Annotated in this window: 13 protein-coding genes; 9 read left to right on the forward strand and 4 right to left on the reverse strand. The window is 35.2% G+C overall.

Going from position 1 to position 16747, the window contains the following annotated elements; translation table 11 throughout:
* The first annotated feature begins 536 nt into the window (after positions 1-536).
* A complete protein-coding gene (locus HNR53_RS19265) occupies positions 537-1355 on the forward strand; it encodes a hypothetical protein (RefSeq protein ID WP_184529107.1) in 819 nt (272 codons plus the stop codon).
* 483 nt (positions 1356-1838) lie between these two features.
* Here the strand turns inward: HNR53_RS19265 and HNR53_RS19270 are convergent, their stop codons facing one another.
* Positions 1839-2081 carry a hypothetical protein gene (locus tag HNR53_RS19270; protein ID WP_184529109.1) on the reverse strand — a complete coding sequence of 81 codons (243 nt, stop codon included), beginning with the start codon at positions 2079-2081 and terminating at the stop codon, positions 1839-1841.
* A gap of 411 nt (positions 2082-2492) precedes the next feature.
* On the opposite strand from HNR53_RS19270, the gene HNR53_RS19275 reads away from it, so the two are divergent.
* From HNR53_RS19275 to HNR53_RS19305, 7 genes are all read left to right on the forward strand, one after another.
* Positions 2493-4028: a coiled-coil domain-containing protein gene (locus HNR53_RS19275; protein ID WP_184529111.1), complete on the forward strand. Its 1536-nt coding sequence runs from the start codon at positions 2493-2495 to the stop codon at positions 4026-4028.
* A gap of 7 nt (positions 4029-4035) precedes the next feature.
* The gene (locus tag HNR53_RS19280; RefSeq protein ID WP_184529114.1) at positions 4036-4683 is read left to right on the forward strand and encodes a hypothetical protein; all 648 of its coding nucleotides are present in this window, start codon (positions 4036-4038) and stop codon (positions 4681-4683) included.
* A gap of 2 nt (positions 4684-4685) precedes the next feature.
* Positions 4686-6770 carry a hypothetical protein gene (locus tag HNR53_RS23325; RefSeq protein WP_246439695.1) on the forward strand — a complete coding sequence of 695 codons (2085 nt, stop codon included), beginning with the start codon at positions 4686-4688 and terminating at the stop codon, positions 6768-6770.
* Positions 6771-7354: 584 nt separating this feature from the next.
* Entirely contained in the window at positions 7355-7555 is a 201-nt protein-coding gene (locus HNR53_RS19290) for a putative motility protein (RefSeq protein ID WP_184529116.1), read from the forward strand.
* 113 nt (positions 7556-7668) lie between these two features.
* Entirely contained in the window at positions 7669-9252 is a 1584-nt protein-coding gene (locus tag HNR53_RS19295) for a DUF4046 domain-containing protein (protein WP_184529118.1), read from the forward strand.
* A gap of 423 nt (positions 9253-9675) precedes the next feature.
* Positions 9676-11766 carry a MarR family winged helix-turn-helix transcriptional regulator gene (locus HNR53_RS19300; RefSeq protein ID WP_184529120.1) on the forward strand — a complete coding sequence of 697 codons (2091 nt, stop codon included), beginning with the start codon at positions 9676-9678 and terminating at the stop codon, positions 11764-11766.
* 313 nt (positions 11767-12079) lie between these two features.
* Positions 12080-12886, forward strand: a complete 807-nt coding sequence (locus HNR53_RS19305) for a polysaccharide deacetylase family protein (protein ID WP_184529122.1) — start codon at positions 12080-12082, stop codon at positions 12884-12886.
* A gap of 67 nt (positions 12887-12953) precedes the next feature.
* Here HNR53_RS19305 and HNR53_RS19310 read toward each other — a convergent pair whose 3' ends face one another.
* From HNR53_RS19310 to HNR53_RS19320, 3 genes are all read right to left on the reverse strand, one after another.
* Positions 12954-13277 carry a hypothetical protein gene (locus HNR53_RS19310; protein ID WP_221452400.1) on the reverse strand — a complete coding sequence of 108 codons (324 nt, stop codon included), beginning with the start codon at positions 13275-13277 and terminating at the stop codon, positions 12954-12956.
* 319 nt (positions 13278-13596) lie between these two features.
* Entirely contained in the window at positions 13597-14421 is an 825-nt protein-coding gene (locus HNR53_RS19315) for a cell division site-positioning protein MapZ family protein (protein ID WP_184529124.1), read from the reverse strand.
* Positions 14422-14549: 128 nt separating this feature from the next.
* A complete protein-coding gene (locus tag HNR53_RS19320; protein ID WP_184529126.1) occupies positions 14550-16205 on the reverse strand; it encodes a leucine-rich repeat domain-containing protein in 1656 nt (551 codons plus the stop codon).
* A gap of 279 nt (positions 16206-16484) precedes the next feature.
* On the opposite strand from HNR53_RS19320, the gene HNR53_RS19325 reads away from it, so the two are divergent.
* Positions 16485-16637, forward strand: a complete 153-nt coding sequence (locus tag HNR53_RS19325; RefSeq protein ID WP_184529128.1) for a hypothetical protein — start codon at positions 16485-16487, stop codon at positions 16635-16637.
* Positions 16638-16747 lie beyond the last annotated feature (110 nt).

A 16747-nucleotide genomic window follows, 5' to 3' on the forward strand; every position in this document is an offset into this window, starting at 1 on the left:
AGCTGACGCTTCCAAAACCTTTATCAACCCACAATATAATTAAAAAAGGGGCGATGGAAACAGATTTCGAAAGTCCCTTCCTTAAATGGGACATACTGTTCCTATGTCCCATTTTGTCAGATCATCAATAATAAACCCAATTGCATTTCCCGTGTACATCGAACGAATTTTTTGAGGTGTAAAGTAAAGGGGCGTATAGTCAATAAGCATTTCAAATACATTTTTTCTTCTCTTGATTACTAAGTCATCATTTCCGAAACTGTGAGACAACTCATCCCCCGCCTGATGTAGACCTCAGAACTTCCTGTTAAAAATGACAGCGGTTTTACAGTGAATCCCACAGCTTTCACCTTCTTTCTCTTTATCTTGATTTTTTAATTACAAACCAAATAGCACAAAAGTTCTATGTGAGTGAGAAAATAATTGATGCTATAATCATATATAAGAGTTAATTAAACATTTTATGTTGGATGAATGATATAAAAGAAACTTTGAGGTTAGTTCTTTAGTCTATAGAAATAAGGAGTATGTCAGACATGATGAAATCAGCACTTATATTTTTGACCTTTTGTCTATTAATTACAGCTAATATATTAATTTACTTCAGTCTCTATGACCATTTTAATGATAGCAAGAAACAAAGTGAAAATTCAATGCTAAGCAGCGCCTTAGCTCAAGATGAAGGTTCTTCCAATTCAAAGGAAGCACCTGAAACAGAGGTTCCTGCAGAATATGATAATAGTCTTGATCCAACACCAGCAACCAATACAGAAGCAGAGAACCCCCAGAATGAAGAAATAAAAATGAAGAAGGCTGAGGAAGCAAAAGATAGTAAAGAACAAGATTCATCAAATGATGAAAGGGAAATGGAGACTACAGATTTTCAAGTAAATCCTCCTAATCGACTTGGTCATGTGAATGGGACTATAACATGGCAATATAATAAATTTGTTGGAACAAAAGGGGATGTCGGTGCGTATGTTTATCTTATTCCAACGGATTTAGATGTGGAAAAGGTTGATATAAACAACTTGAAATTATATCTTGCTGTAGGAACAATTCCACAAGGAGCGCCCTTATTTTTCACCAAAGCAGACGGCTATGGGAATTATGAACTCAATTACATACCTGAAGGAGAATATATATTAATTTTTTCTTCAGAAAATACCAAAACGGACCCTAATGAACCCATTCACCCATATATTGTGAATCTTTTACAACCTGTATTAAAAGAATCCTATCAATTTTTAGAGACAGTACGCCTGAATCTGTATAAGAGTGAGGTACAAGTGATCCAAATCAAGAACGATCGTACTCTTAACGAAAGCTATGACTTTGGTTATACGTACTTTTAACAGAAGGAAGGTTTTCCAATATTATACTAGCCTATAAGCTTCAATCATAAAAACACTTAATGCCTCGAAAAGGGGCATTCTTTCGATCCCGGTGCCTCACGGACTGGATTATTGAACAAAATGGCAGTAAATGTATCATTGAATATGGTCGCTTTTTTGAATCCTAAAAGATGCAATGGTTGAAGTTGCATATTAGTTTCATTTGAAATTTATCGGGGATATGGGAAAGCTTTCACAACTGCCATACTAAAAATGACAAATTACGTGCTTAAGTAAGTGCTGTTTTTTCTAAAAACAGGTATAGCACCATTCCTGATATGGAAGGTGCTGTTTTAATTAGATGAACATTTGTTGCGTGAAGCCTTATTTTTGAGTTTTTAAGCTTCTTAATTTTTTTCTTTTTTAATTTTGATATCTAGTTTAGTAAGGAATTCTGAATTTTTCTTTGCTCATCTAAAGATGGAACTTTAATTTCAGTCTCGTCTAAGTCTGAACCATTAATAGCAGGGTAACTCGTACCTGTACATCTTTGTAAAACATAATAAGAAGGGACGGAGTTGATGTTGTCCCACCAGGTTTTGGGAAAAAGGCAACAATGGCAGCCGTATAGGCAAGGGACTTCATAGAACCAGAGGAACCGTCTGATTTTTCGAAAATGAGAAGTAATGGGACAGGACTTGTCCCGATAGCCATTAAGTTAAGCATTTTCAATGACAAATATGCCAAATGTTATGTATATCTCTCCCGGTGATTTAACTACTGAGGGGAGTATCTTTATTACCAAGAAGAGCAGATCGAGAGTTACATTAATTATTTCAGGAATTAAAACACACTTTTACAAATAGAGAAAGTGAAGTTTCCGATGTCGATTAATAATGATTTAAAGTACGATAAATCGGTTTATTCCTCCTCCTAAATTATTCTGAATCTCAAATTGAATCATTGGTTAGATGTGCATATTTGCTTTTTTATAAAATTTCTTCAAAACATTGTAACTCAATAAAGAAGTTAATTGTTCGTTGTCAACCAAGGTTCAACATCTTTTTAATCAATGGCACTCAGGGGTTGTCTTTATATGGTAAAATATAGAGAAAAATATCTTCGATTTTACAGGTGTTCGGCGGGGGATAAAATTAAATGACTACTAACGAACTAATTATATTTAAAAAGGACACAGATGCTCCCGGTTCTAACCGAGGATTTGTCTATCAGTATCTTAAAACATTGTTGCTATGGATAAACAATTATAAAAATAAGAAAGCTATAACAATATATTGCGAAGTGGATGATGACATCAAAGAAATTAATTTGATGGAACAAACCATCCGATTTACACAATTGAAATGTTATTCTTCGGCGTTGAATATAAATAGTGATGAAATAAAGAAGTCTTTCTATAATTATTTTTTGCTGCATCTAATTTACGAAGGATATGAAGGGGAATATGTATTTGAAACAAATACAAATATTTCTAATCGTGATACAGTAATCGAAAAATGGATGACTTTTCAAGGGAAGTTACACAAGAATCAGCTGATTCAAAATTTGTGCATTGTCAAAACTAAGGAAATCTTGCGAGAAGTTTTTGTTGATGAAAAAGAATCAATGGAAAAAGCTATTAAGAAAAAGATATCTACTCGTCAGGAGAAGATGAGAAAAGCTACTTCTGAAAATAAGGAGTTACTTTTAGAAATTGAGAAGCTTGATAAAGAACTTGAAGTCCTTCAGAATCTTTCTGCGACCTTGGAAGGGAAAATAGATAATAATGACATCATGAGTGATTTTACAAACCGCATTTCATGGATATTTGAGAGTATAGATGCTGTTCAATCAATTGATGTATTAATAGAACAGGTGAACGAGGCATTGAGGGGTATTTCTATAGATGACAGTAGAATAGATTTATATTTTGGTAGATTGCTTTCGGAAATTAATTTTAAAGCCGTAAAAGAAAAACGGGAACTAAGAATTCTTGATAATGGCTTGTTAGAAAGGATTCTTGGTGAAACGGATGATGTGATACGCTCAGGCATTGATAGTGAGATATTACAAAAATTTGATGGATTAGAACTTAAATTAGAACAGGGATTCTCAAGTGTAAGTCAGAATGTTTCTGAATCTGAAAATCGAATCAGGCAAGATATTGATTCCTTGGGAACCCGACTTGAACAGCAACTCCAGACAACTTCCAATGAATCAGAATATCGTTTATTTGAGATGCCTAGAGCTGAACCTGAAGAAGTACAAGAATTTATTAAACAAGAGAATAATGGGCAACAAAGCAAATTGGAGATGAAATTCAACAAAATTGAAGGTTTAGATGAAGAAATGAGAAATAATTTGCTCGAAACGGCAACTGAGTTAAGGTGCCGGTATTTATTGTATCTTCAGGGATTGAGATTTCAGAATTTTCACAGAGAGTATGATGAAATAAAAAAATTAGAGAAGAAAGTTGAAGGAATTTGTAATGATGCTGTCCTAGAATTACACTTAGACAGTGAAATGACATCTGCAAGGTTCTATCTTGCCTTTAAAAAAGAATTAACATTGGCTCTAAAAGAGTTTAATAAACAGGTGAAAATCAAAAAGTTCATTGTTGATACTGAAGTTGTTTATGGACAAATGTTTCATATGGCAGCCAAGTGTTTCTTAAGGTGGCATAGAGAAAGGTAAGGGAAGTATGGAGAAAAAAGATAGTTCGTTTGATGATTTTTTCGATATTTTAATTGAAAATAATGTGATGATGGAAACAGCTCCTGTAGAAGAACAAAGGGAATATATCCAACCTGATGATGATTATGATTTTCATGCTTATAGAATTTTACTATTAATTCGGATTTGCGGCATTATTAATGAACCATTTTTTAGTGACTATACAATATATGGAAGAGGGAAATTTTCTTTTTTTGATTTTCTCATTCGTTATCCATTCTATTTAAAACGAGTGATTGAAATTGAAAAGAGACATATACTGTTGGACAATTTAAAACTTAAACCATATGAAACTGAAAGAGCCTTTTCTCCAATGATTAAATACATACGCGGACCGTGGGACCACCGCTATGATGCAATCTTAAATTATATGGTGAGTAAAAAGCTGATTAAAGTTCATTTTTCAAATTTCAATAAAAATAAAAAGGCCATGTGTTTGACATTAACAGAGCTAGGCATTGATATTTCAGAACAAATTATAGCAGAAGAACCTGTTTGGGTAAGTAGAATGGAAATTATCAATACTATTTTTCCTAGGAATACATCAAACGAACGAATCGATGGTTATATAAGAAGGCACTTTCCAGCACTAATGTTGGGGATTGAGGGTGAGTAGATTTGTTTATAGAAGCAATAAAGATTCGAATTATAGCAAAGAGCGGTAAAAAATATGGTCGTTATCTTAGTTTTTTAGTAGAAGATGATATTAGTGAAGTGAATATGATTTTTGGTAAAAATACTTTAGGTAAATCAACACTGATCGAAAGTATTGTATATGGACTTAACGGTGAAGCCATATATGGCAAAAAGCAAAAAGAAATTATCAATTTTAAATTGTTATTAAGAAAATTTATGGATGAAAAATTGGAACACGCTGAAATTTACTTGCAATTACAAAATTATGGGGAGCGTGTAGTTGTTCAAAGAGATGCTGTTGAAAAAAATGAACCGGTCATAGTGTTTAGAAATGTTTCATTAGAAAAACATGATACAGGGAAGTCTTTGGATGACCGTGCTACGGAGAAAGATTATTATAAAATCAATAAAGATAAAAATATTATCGGAAATCAAACTTATCAAGAATTTCTATTTTCTTTCTTGGGTGTAGAACCTATACGGAAAGTAGGTGAGGATTCAGAGGAAGAGAATGATAATAAAGAAGAACGTTTGATATTTTATATCCAAAACCTTTTACCGCTTTTTGTTGTTCCACAAGAAGCGTGGACAGATATTCAGGCAACCAATCCTAAATATGAAATTGCAGATGTAAAGAAAACTGCATTCGAGTTCTTACTTAATCTTTCGAATGCAGATGTTGCGAAGTATAGGCATTCCTTAGAATTTTATAATTCCCAATTAAGACAGAAAATGAACTCATTAAAGGATTTGCAAGAAGTTGTACAACTATTATCTCATGATAATTCAAAACAAATCGATGATGTGATTAGAGATAAGAAAAATGAATTGATTGACCTACAAAAGAAAATTGTAGAAATTGAAAATGGGAATCGTGTAGTTGATAATGTCTTAAAAGAAATTCGTTCTAAATATCGACATATGGCTATGATTGCTAAAAGACATGAAGAATCGCTCGAAACTTTGGAAGCAGAAATATCTCAATATCAATATTACATAACGAAGATTGAATCGGATATTGAAAAAAATGATAAGCTAAAAACTGCTAAAAAGCTTATTGGTATTTTGCCTATCGAAACTTGTCCAAGGTGTTTGAATGATGTTGAAATCAAAGAGACAGAAGAACTATCTTCTGGGCATTGCCATTTATGTGGTTCTGAACTTCAAAATGAGAATAATACGGTTCAAACATTGCATTACCTATTGGATGAATTAAAAGATTTTAAACGATTAATGGAAAAGAAAGAGGATGCAAAAAAAGAAGTAGCAAACAAATTATTTTTAGTGCGCCTGGAATTAAAAGAACTAAGAAAAACTATGGATGGTTATGAAGACCAACTAAAACCACAAAGTATGGAACAATATAATTTCTTTTCAAGAGAAGTTGGAAGAATTGAAAACAGCCTGAAAGAACTTGAAAAAGATAAAGAAGTGCTTAAAAAGTACGAAAACATTTCAACAGAAAAAGATAATATAGCTGTTAAAATAAAATCATTGAAAAAGAGTATTAAAGATGCAAAAGCAAGTGAAGATTTAGACAATGAAAAACTTGAAACTTTTGAGGAGGAATTCAAAGATATCCTCTTCAAACTGGACTTTTTAAAAGATGGTTTTGATACAGCTAAAGTAGATAACTTAGATAAGTCGATAAAGGATAAAGGAAGAAAAAATATATCTGTTATCAATAGGATATATGAACAGATTAAAATAGACAGAGAAGATTATTATCCGAAAATAGATGGAGTAAACTTATACAATATTACATCCAGCAGCGGATTGATAAGAATTATCTTGTCTTATTACCTTTCGTTATTAAAGACTAGCTTACTCTATAAAGAATCCACTAATCATCCATTTTTTTTGGTCATGGATGAACCAAGGCAGCAAAACTTAGACTTCGATACTTTTAATCATTTTCTTGAGCAATTGTATAAGATAAAAGAAGAATATCCAAAACAATTTCAAGTAATTGTTGCTTCTTCTGTAAAAGGGAAAATTGAAGAAGAAGACGTACGACTATTTTTAAATAAGATAAACAATAAGTTGATTAAAGAGATTGCTGAATGAACTGAAAAAAGCCGAAGTCGAACTTCGGCTTTTTACCTTATTTTTCGTAAGCTGATTATTGCAGATGAATTGTGCCACTTATGCATAGTTTGAGCTATTCTTTGCGGATAAAAGAGTCACCATTTGCGGAACACGGAGCCACCGCTTAGCTGTGTAACTGCTAAACTATTTTCACTTGACGGTTACAAGCTGCTTACGGTTGACTGTAACGTCCGATTCTAAGTATCCGTTGGAAGGGGGTCGGAGCCCCACTATCGGATGCTTAGATTCGATTTGTCTAGGCTATCATGTTTGAGTAGGTGTGCCTTTTAGGTATTATTTATGCCATGCATGCGATAGGTCCACTACACGGACAAATGTTAAGTCAATGGTGGCGGACTACGAATTGGAATTATGGTGCCTAGTAAATTATCAAAATATTTTGGAAAATTTTACTTATTTAATACAATCCATATGGTCTTTAACTGCATCAGGATAATGAAATAGTTAAATGAAAAATGTTAATTCTCAATGAATTGTTTAATTGACCGATATTAAGAGAGTTAAATGCTACACTTAATTTATTAAGAGAAGGTGGTGCCTTAGTGGATATCGCTCTAATGTCCATGGCATTAAACCATGGACAAGTCCAGCAACAAGCTTCAATTTCAGTCATGAAAATGGCCATTGGAAATGCACAGCAACAAGGACAGGCTCTTCAGAATTTGATGAGTACTGCTGATGCATCAGTTTTGCAACATGCTGCACAGCCACATTTGGGTGGAAATATTGATGTGAATGTGTAATGCAATTTATGGAGTAACCTTAAGTGGTTGCTCTTTTTTAGTATTTAGAATAAAATTGAATAATGTAGAAACGAATGTTCGTGATTGTGTTATAATATAATTGGGTGATATTTATGAACGCAAATAAATATAGGAAATGTGATCATGCTATTTTAATCAAAAATCCTATTATTACTACCTATCATGATTTGCTAAATGACCGTATTAAAGTAATGTCACGTGGAACATGGCAGAACGATGAACAGGTGATTGTTCTCATCCGTTATGTGTTGGAAGTGAAACTAGGTTTATCAAAAGCAGAAATCCCTCTGATCAATCGCACAATAATCGCTGAAAACAAACTTTGGGGCGCATTGAATAGATTTAAATCGCTTCATAAACTGATTCACTTTGTATATCCTGGGGTATACCATGAATGTGATTTTCAACGCGTAACTCCGGATTATTGGTCAGATGTTGAAAAAATCAAAGAGCGCTTCGAGTGGAAATTAAAAGAAGAAAATCTGCTGGTTTCAGATATCCCATCATTTATTACATGCCACACCCTGTTAAAATGGGGATTTTCCAATCCATTAAAACGGCACGGTGATTCACCTTTTCGTTTAATGAATGCCCTATATCCTAATCGCTTCAAAGAAACTGACTTCAAGAAAACACCCCAACGATTCAGAAAAGACAAAACTGCATTGAGAAAACAAATACTTGAAATTCTCCAAAGTGAGGGCATTCATTTTGAAGATGTACCTGAGAAGGTAAATCATGAATTATTTCGCCGCCACCATTTATTGGGGGTTTTAAGTTCTTATTCCAGTTCCATTTCAAAATTATTTTGTTCACTCTTTCCTGAGAATTTTACCGCAGATGATTTTACAAAACCCAATGGTTACTGGGATAATCTTGATAATACCCGAATTGCAATTCAGCAGCTGTTTAAAAGGGATAATATTTTGGAAAAAGACATTCCAACATATCTTACGAAAATTAGATTACAGGAAGCCAAACTGGGAGGCTTGCTTTACCGGTTTCATGGGTCTCCGATTGAGATTGTACAGATCCTATATCCAGGAAGGTTTTCTGTATTGGAATTTCAACGTGTCCCTAATAAATATTGGTATAACAGAGATCATCGAATACAGGCTATGAGGGATTTCTGTCACAAATATAAAATTACAAGAAAGGGACTGCCGCTTCTCAATAGAGCATATTTTCGAAAACATTTTCCACGGTTTATTAGCATCGCTGACCGCCATTATGATAGTAAATTTTATCAGTGGATAATTGAAAGTTTTCCAGAATATAAATTTACCCCAGAAGAATTTGAATTACTTGTAGGGAAAGACGGACAGATTTGTGACTCCAAAGAAGAACTTATCCTCCATAATTTTTTCCTGCAAACACTCACAGACGCCGACATACAACGGGAGAAAGTCCATTTTCGTAACGAACAAGCAGACGAAACCTATATCCCAGACTGGATTATTGAACAAAATAGCAGCAAATACATCGTTGAATATTTCGGATTATACGGGTCTGGTTTATATCCCGGTTATACAGAAAAAGCAAAACGGAAAATTGAGTTTTATTCTTCGATAAAGGATTATCAATTTATGGCTATTTTTCCGGCGGACTTTAAAGAGGAGGGATTTGATCGCTTAGTTAAAATCTTAAAAGATGCAAAGGTTAGAGTTGTATATTAGTCTCTTTTACATTTCTGAACTATTTCTTCATAATTAAATTCTTTTAAAATGGATTGCAGCTTGATTTCTATAAGATTACTTTGAATCGATATTTGATACTGGATATTCTTTTTTATTAGGGATACCATTTTTCGTAATTGTTGGTTGTTGGTCACTTGGATTTTGCAAGAAACCTTTCTTTTTTTATTATTGTAGGAAAGTATCGGATAATCATACGTATGTAGTGAAATAAAATTATGGGATAGAATCTGCTTAAATGGGGAATGTTTTTTGATGAAAAAGGAAATATACAGAATAATAATCACGTAAATAAAATGCTGGGGAATTACTAAGTAAATTGAATATGCCCCTTTGTGAATAATGGTTCTTTATGGTACTTTATGTTAAACTGGGTGTGCTAAATATAGTGAAAGAAGGGGAAAAATGTACACGGAGCAGATAAAAAATAACTTTTTTGAAATGGTAGATTCCCTAAAAAAGAGTAGAAGAGCTGATTTGTCTGATATTAATGACGATAGTCAGATAATTGAAAGGCTCTATACAGACCCATTACATAATAATCTTATTTTTACTACCTGTTTAAAGGCAAACACAACAATTCTAATTGGTAGAAAAGGTACCGGTAAGTCCACGATAATTGCAAGATTACAACATGAGATTAGAAAATCAAATAATAAGCTTGCCGTTTATATTGATGTAAAAAATATTTATGAACAATCTAAGACGTATTCTTATGATGAAGCTGAGTACCAAGGTTTAATGCACCATGTTGATTTACAAAAATATTTAGTAGCAAAATCTTTTTTATCCTCTATTCTAAAGCAAATTAAAGAAGAAGTTAAAACAAATTCACTACGTTTCCAATTAGCTCGTATTATCTCTCTTTTTGGACCCGATAAAAGAAAATTCGAAACTGAAATAGATAAGATTTTTAAAAGTATCAATAATGATGAGTATAAAGATATTACGGTCCTAAAAAACAAACAACTAGTTAATAACGCGGGTACTGAACATAAGGATACAAATCTTTCTCGAGTAGAAGGAGCAGTATCTGCTTCAGCAACAAATCAAACATTATCATTAAAGGCTATTGGGGAAAATAAATCAGAGCATATGGAAAATGATAATACCCAAGCTACATTTTCTGAAGTATTGCTACGGCATTTCAATCCTTCTCAAATTATCGAACAAATTAAAAATTTACTTTCACAAATTGGAATAAAATATATATTTATATGCTTAGATGATTTTTCGGAAATTGATGAAGATGCGATGAAAATATTTGTCGATACTATTATCGCTCCATTAAATAATTGGTCGGATGAGTTTATTAAATTTAAAATTTCTGCATATCCAGGGCGATATTATTTAGGTGAAATTGACCCAACTAAAATAGACCAAGTTAAACTGGACTATTATGATTTGTATACTTCTACCAAGGTAACTGAAACTGAAAGGGAAGCAGCAGAAAATATTAAACGCTTACTAGGGAAAAGAAGCCAATATTTTTGTAATACTCACTTTGAGACTTTCATAGATAGTAAACAAAACGTTGATGAATTTTACGAAGTATTATTTCGCACTTCCTCAAATGTTCCAAGAAATGTTGGGTGGATACTTTGGTATGCAAATCAAAACAGTATTTCAAAAAACCGAGGTATGACAGTACGAGACCTTGAGGTTGCGGCAGAGCGATATTATGTTGATTCCATTGAAATATTTTTTACACAAAATAGGTATATGAGAGAAAGCTTCAGAGAGAAGTTAGGTAAATATCATTTAAAGGTTTTATTAACTGAGTTTATTACTGAAGCTAGGAAAAATAAATCTGAAATAACGTCTTCTGACGCCAAAATATGGGAAAGGGATAGGGGGAATCCTCCTACTAGTCATTTCTATATTAATAAGGAGAGATATGAGGATATTTTGCAAACTCTTGAATTAAATTATTTTATTACAAAGTATAATGAGCAAAAGGACCAAGATAGCAGGGATCTTATGTCATTTTATAGTTTGAATTATGGGTTATGTATGAAGGAAAATATCTCTTATGGTAGAGGTAGTGATAGAAAATATGTAATACAGAGGAGATTCAATTATAATAAAATAATTGAAGGCTTTTTAAATACAGCGAAAACCATTATTTGTGATAACTGTAATAAAACATATCCAATGGATTCACTCGAAACTTTAAAATTCTACGATATGTTATGTCCTGGTTGTAAGAAAGGGAAGTGTTACGTAGTTGATGTAGAAGTTGAAATTCCGGGGGAACAGCCGGATGAACTATTACTTACAGAAATTGAATTGGCTGCTATTAACTCTCTCAGAATTTCACAGCCGCAGTATGCAACACAATTAGCGCAAGAATTAGATTGTACTCAACAAAAAATAAGCAGGGTTGTAGATAAATTAGAAAGAAAAGAATTAGTTATTCGGAGAAAAGAGAATGGCGCCGCTGGCAATAGAACCTATTATTATTTAACAGATACGGCAAGAGAAATATACTTTTAATGGGTCTTAGAGAAAATGGGGGAAGGGACAGGTTCGAGACTGCTGAAAAACGGTTTCAAATAATTGGAGGATATTCTTGATCCCGTTGATTTTCTTTATAAGAACTACGGGATATCAACATGGACGTGCATAGTACGCTGCGATCCAAAGGGACGGAGGGACAGTTCGTTGTCCCACTAGTTTTTGGAAAATAAAACCGATGGTAGCAGGAAAATCGAGGGACTTCATAGAAACAAATGAACTGTCTAATTTTTTTGAAATGGGTGATAACGGGGCAGGTAACCTGTCCCCATGTCCCAACAAGGGGGCTTTTATGAATAAAAAACTGTTATTCGCCACGATCTCTTGTCTTATTTTAACAGCAGGCTGCGGAAGAAGTGACTTTGTTGATATAGAAGAAAGCGAAACAGAGGAAACAGGGACAGAAACTCAGACCCCCGTACAGACACCTGGAACGCCAACTCCACCAGCAGGTATAGATGAGCCTCGAACAACAAGCGAATCCTCTTATGTTTTAGAAAAGACCAGTTATCAAACTGGAAATCTAACGATTCATTATCCTCAATTTCGGCAATTAAATGATAAGGAAAAAGAAGACAGCATCAATCAATGGATAAGGGAAGAAGCCCTGTCCTATATCCAGCCGTATGAGGATCCTGAAGTATCAATGGATATGGATTATCAAATCATGATGCAGACGCCCAAAATCGTAAGTATCGTGTATACGGGAGAATCCAGTATCAAAGGCGGAGCCTATCCAACACATCTGCTATTTACGACGAATGTAGATATCACCAGTGGGAAAAAACTCAAGCTGCTTGATCCATACACTATCAATGATGCTCTTGTCGAAGCTTTAAAGAAAGGAACCTATCTGGATAGGGAGAATCCTTCTCAACCGAATCAAGAAAAAACAGCGGCCGTCTTTGACTTTCTCAATAGCGTACAAAATCAGGAGTGGGTAGATGCCCTGAAACAAGCGGATAACCCAAATTTAGAAGAAAATACGTGGGGGATTTTTACCTATCAAACGCCGGATTCATTGGTCGCGAGCTTTCAAGTTCCTCATGCGCTCGGGGATCATGCGGAAATCCGCTTAGATCGTACAACACTTCAGTAAACTTGTCACACGAAAATGGCCAACAGCTTTCCGCTGTTGACCACTCATACCGATTACTACTTGATATTCAATAATATTTTGAATGTCCCCTCGGTTTTCTTGCGTCAGCAAAGGCACTAACAAACAAGACGATGCAGGCTATGGTATGAAGCAACCAACCAACAACAGGAATCCAAGCTAATAAAGCCGTAACAATTCCGCAAATACTTGGGGCAATCGAGGTTTGACTGCCAATTGAAATTCCTAATACGATTAGATGTATGACTAAACTTAATGTTAAGGCTTGCCAGCCACTTGATAGTACGATTAGTCCTCCTAAAAATGGAATAGCTAAGACTAATTCGTATCCACCCGCTATTCCTTTGGCGACAGCCGATGTTGTGGGATTCACATGTCCACCTCCTAACTTTATATCTTTATTGTAGATGATTTCTATTAACTTATAAAATACGAGCCATCACCCGAAGAAACAGTGGTCCGGCCTACTTGATCGATCCTTTCGTAATGATCTGGGTGCCTAGTGTCACTAGTCGATAATCCAGGAAAAACAAGTAAGTGCTTGAGTAAGTGTAAGATTTTCTTACTATGTTCTTTTTCAAGATGCAAAAAGGGTACGAAGTCACAATGATTTTCGTACCCTTTATAGCTGATTAGGTTGTGTAAAAATAAATAGGCGAATAATCTTGGTGTCATTTCCTATTAGATTATTCTTATCCGTGATACCATCCTGTTTTAACGTTTACCGTAACAATATGAACTTCTTTTCCATCGATGATCGTATACACTAAATAATACCCTTCGTTTTTGTCGTTAACGTACCCTTTTTTATAGATAATATGATCCCGTGAATCGATATAGCCATTTTCATCGACAACCGACTTTTCGAACTGTTCTTTTATACCCGGAGCCCATTCGTATGGGGAAGCTGCCTTGGATTCTGAAGCTTTTTGTTCAGCTTCTTCTTTTGCTTTTGCGATTTCAGCATTTGTAATCGCTTCATTGTTTGCTTCTTTTAATTTTGCGGCTTCAGCTTGAATGGCGGCAAATTGGGTTAAATCCGCTTGAAGTAATTCCTCCAGCTTTTCATTGGATTTAGAAAATTCACCGGATTGGTTTAAGTCTTTTGCGTCAGTTAACAGTTTGTTATATTTTTTTTCGCTGTCCTGGAACGTAAGCAGTGTTTTCTTTTTATCTTCTGACTTGGACACTATTACCTTTGAACCGTCTTTCACTCTGATAGATTTATCAAGTGCTTGTACGGCCTCGTCTATTTTATTTTGATTCACTAAATCATCAGATTCTATAATCCATTTCACTTGATCTGAATAAGCTTTCGCCTTCACATCATCCTTTTTCGCTTCTAATGCCGCCTCGAAAAATCCTTCTGCTTTGCTGAAATCATCCTCCGCAATCGCATCAAGCCCTTTTTGGATGGAGTCCTGGTATACTGCGTCAGTTTTCGAACTGCACCCGCCTAAAAGCAGCAAAAATCCTATTAAAACGACCATTGTTCTATTTATATGATGTTTTTTCATATACGGCATATCCTCCTTTTGAAAGATGGATGAGGGGACAAGTACTTGTCCCCATATCACACTGTGATTCATCTTCCTCATACTGGGACGAGGAACCCCTCGTCCCACCCGCGTTTTTAGGGAACCATCTAATAGGTGACGGTTACACCGCTTGCTTCTAGATTTTTAATTACTTTGTGGGATGCTGCATTCAGTTCATTATCTCGTATAGTGAGAAGTTCCAAATCCGCGAGATCGTTTAACGGAGTGATGTCGCTTATTTTGTTAGCGGATAAATAAAGAATCCGCAGCTTGGTTAATTTGCTTAATACTAGGATGTCACTGATTCCAGTTGAAGTTAAATCAAGGATTTTAAGATTGGTTAAGTTGCCCAATACAAGGATATCACTTAATTCATTTTCAGCTAGATCGAGCTCCTCAAGCTTGGTTAATCTTTTTAAAGTTTGAATATCATTGATTTCGTTGAAACTTAGATAGAGTGATGTAAGTTTGGTTAAATCACTGAGAGCACTGATATCAGCGATTTTATTGTTGTGCAGACGGAGTGTATGAAGGTTGGTTAGACCGCTTAAGAAGCTGATATCGCTGATTTGATTGCCGCCTAAAGCAAGATCCTGCAAAGTTTTAAGTTCGCTTAATACGTTGATATCACTGATGTTGTTGTAGGATAAAGCAAGTACATAAAGAGTTTTGAATTCGCTCAACGCACTGATATCACTAATTTCATTGCCAGTTAAATCAAGATCGGTCAGCTTGGTTAATCCACGTAATGCACTGATATCGCTGATGTCGTTCTGAAATAAATTAAGCATAAAAATCTCCGTTAAACCCTTCAAGGCACGAATATCACTTATATCATTGAAGGCTAAATTGACAATTTCAAGCTTGTTTAATCCGCTTAAGGCGCTGATATCACTTATATTATTGGATGGTAAATGAAGTACTCTCAGCTTGGTTAATCCAGCCAATCTACTAATATCACTTATTTCGTTCATACCTAAATCAAGGTACGTTAGGTTCTTTGCATATTCAATCCCTGTTAGATGGTTAATAGCATATCCCTTGGCTTCAATTTTATTAATACTGTCCATATCAGCAGCTGTTATGTTTCCCGCCGGTTTGTGAAGTGTATCTCTTATGGCCTTTTCAAAATTTTTATCAGAAAAATGGACCACTTCCGCTCGAAATGAAGGTTCCAATGCCCGCGCCATAAATGCAGAAAACTGTCCGCGCGTTACCGCTAGATTAGGTCGATACGTCCCATCTGCATATCCGCTGGCAATCCCGTTTGCGGACACATTCAGAATAGATTGATAGGCGGCAATTTTGGAAGAGACATCAGAAAAACCATTTTCATTCCCTGTTGTTAAGGAAAAGGCCTGGTTCAAAAAGATTGCCATTTGCCCACGGGTGACAGCATCGTGAGGGCGGTAAGTCCCATCCGTAAAACCGCTGATAATCCCCTTTTCAACAGCCGCAGCAATATACCCTGAGCCTGTGACATACGCCGTGACATCCTTAAATTTCGTATTTCTTGGTTCGCCGTTTAAGTTCAAAGCACGACCCAGCATCATGGCTGCTTGGGCACGGGTGACTGTGTTATTCGGCTTAAAAGTTCCATCCGAAAAACCTGCAATCACTTCCTTTCCAGAGAGATAGAGAACCTCATCATAAAAAGTATAGCTGGTTGAAACATCCTTAAATCCACCTTCAGCTTGACCTTGGAGCGGAGCAACAAGACCCAAGACCAAAACGAAAAGGACTAAATAAGGTAACTTCTTCATAAAAATCCCCTCCTTTACTGTAGTATAACATCAATACCAGATTTTCCCTTTTGAATTTTTGTAAAATATCGCACAGGTGGGGCAAGGAGTTGGTTGCTTCCAAAATTACCGGATGAGAAGGGGATGTTCTTTAGTGAAACGCTGGGACGGTTCCTGTATTTTCCTAATATTTACCATTTTGAAAAAAGTATGGCTTCCAAGCAACTTCCAAGGCTAGTATGGACTAAGTGTAACGCGAGAAGAAGTGTTGGCATGGGACCCGTTTGACATTGATGTTGGATGGAGAAGCAGCAAGAATTGAGGGAAAAGGGAGCACGAAAAGATGGTCCTGCAGAAGGTGCAGGCAAAGAAAAGAAAGCAGCGGCTAAAAGAATGCTCTTAGACGGATTAGCAGTAGAACTAATCGCTAAGTTCACAGACCTAGATGTATAAGAAGTTGAGGAAATAAAAAGGGAGCATTCCTGTTAGAAGGATTTTCGGGGACTTGAACAAAAAAGAGCCCTCTTGGTATGATACGGGGTGTCAAATCGTTGCGCGAAATG

It is taken from the genome of Bacillus benzoevorans (assembly GCF_014207535.1).
In the GTDB taxonomy this organism is placed as follows: Bacteria; Bacillota; Bacilli; order Bacillales; family Cytobacillaceae; genus Bacillus_BD; species Bacillus_BD benzoevorans.